Source organism: Streptomyces sp. NPDC002958 (assembly GCF_055563255.1).
In genome coordinates, this window is the sequence record NZ_JBVHDS010000083.1 from 1 (window position 1) to 1425 (window position 1425).

The 1425-nt window shown below is 68.1% G+C and carries 1 protein-coding gene; it reads left to right on the forward strand.

From position 1 onward, the window contains the following. Window positions 1–163 precede the first annotated feature (163 nt). Window positions 164–1396, forward strand: a complete 1233-nt coding sequence (locus tag ACZ3IC_RS34180) for an IS701 family transposase (RefSeq protein ID WP_467422626.1) — start codon at window positions 164–166, stop codon at window positions 1394–1396. Window positions 1397–1425: the final 29 nt, after the last annotated feature.

A 1425-nucleotide genomic window follows, 5' to 3' on the forward strand; every position in this document is an offset into this window, starting at 1 on the left:
TGGCTAGTACTCCAGCCGTAGATCGTGATCTTGCTGGTAGGGCCGGTGTGGGCATGGGTGCGGCCACCGTTGATCATCGTGAGTTGTGTGGACTGACGAAGAGACGGTGGCCGCAGGTCACAGCATAGAACCCGTTCGTTGGCGGGGCGCGTTCGAGGGCTTGATGGGCCGGATCGCGGGGCGCTTCGCCCGGGTCGAACCCCGGCGCAGGGCGGCGCGGTTGGTGCTCGGTCTATTGGCCGACCTGCCGCGCAAGAACTGCTGGACCATCGCCGAGTGGGCCGGCGAAAGCACTCCGGACGGCATGCAGCACCTGTTGGGCAGGGCCAAGTGGGATGCCGATCAGGTCCGCGACGACGTGTGCGGCTACGTGGTGGAGCACCTGCACGACGACCGGGCGGTGCTGGTCGTCGACGAGACCGGCGACGTGAAGAAGGGCACCGGCACGGTCGGCGTCCAGCGCCAGTACACCGGCACCGCCGGCCGGATCGAGAACTCCCAAGTCGCCGTCTATCTGGTCTACGCAGGTCAGCGCGGCCACGCGGCAGTGGACCGGGAACTTTACGTGCCGCGCTCCTGGACCTTGGACCCCGACCGCTGCCGCGCCGCGGGCCTTGCCGAGGACACCGCCTTCGCTACCAAGCCGGAGCTTGCCGCGCGTATGGTCGCCCGGTTCCTGGACGCCGGCCATCAGGCTGCCTGGGTTGCCGGCGACGAGGTCTACGGGGGCAACCCGAAGCTGCGAACCGCACTGGAGGAACGCGGCACCGGCTACGTCCTTGCGGTGGCCTGCTCGCACGAAGTCACCACCGGTGCGGGGAAGTTCCGTGCGGACATCCTGGCCAAGAAGGTGCCCAAGCGGGCCTGGCAGAAGCTCTCCGCAGGGGCCGGGGCCAAGGGCCACCGCTTCTACGACTGGGCAGTCATCGACCTCGCCGATCCCCGCCCCGGGAGTCGGCAGCTGCTGATCCGCCGTAACCGCAGCACCGGCGAACTCGCCTACTACCGCTGCTACTCGCCCGCGTCCGTGCCGCTGACCGTGCTGGTCAGAGTCGCTGGATCAAGATGGCGGGTGGAGGAGTTCTTCCAGTCGGGCAAGGGCCTGGCCGCACTCGACGAGCACCAGGTCCGCCGCTATATCTCCTGGTCCCGCTGGGTCACCCTCGCCATGCTCGCGCACGCCTTCCTCGCCGTCGTACGGGCAGACGAGCACACCCGCCCCGCACCCGATGCCCTCATTCCGCTTACCGGCAACGAGATCCAGCGCCTGTTCATCACTGTCGTCGTCCGCCCCGTCCACGACACATCCCACCGGCTCGGTTGGTCGAACTGGCGGCGCCGTCACCAGGCCCGATCCCAGGCCAGCCACTATCGGCGACAAGCCACACGGGCATGAAGATCACGATCTACGGCTGGAGTACTAGG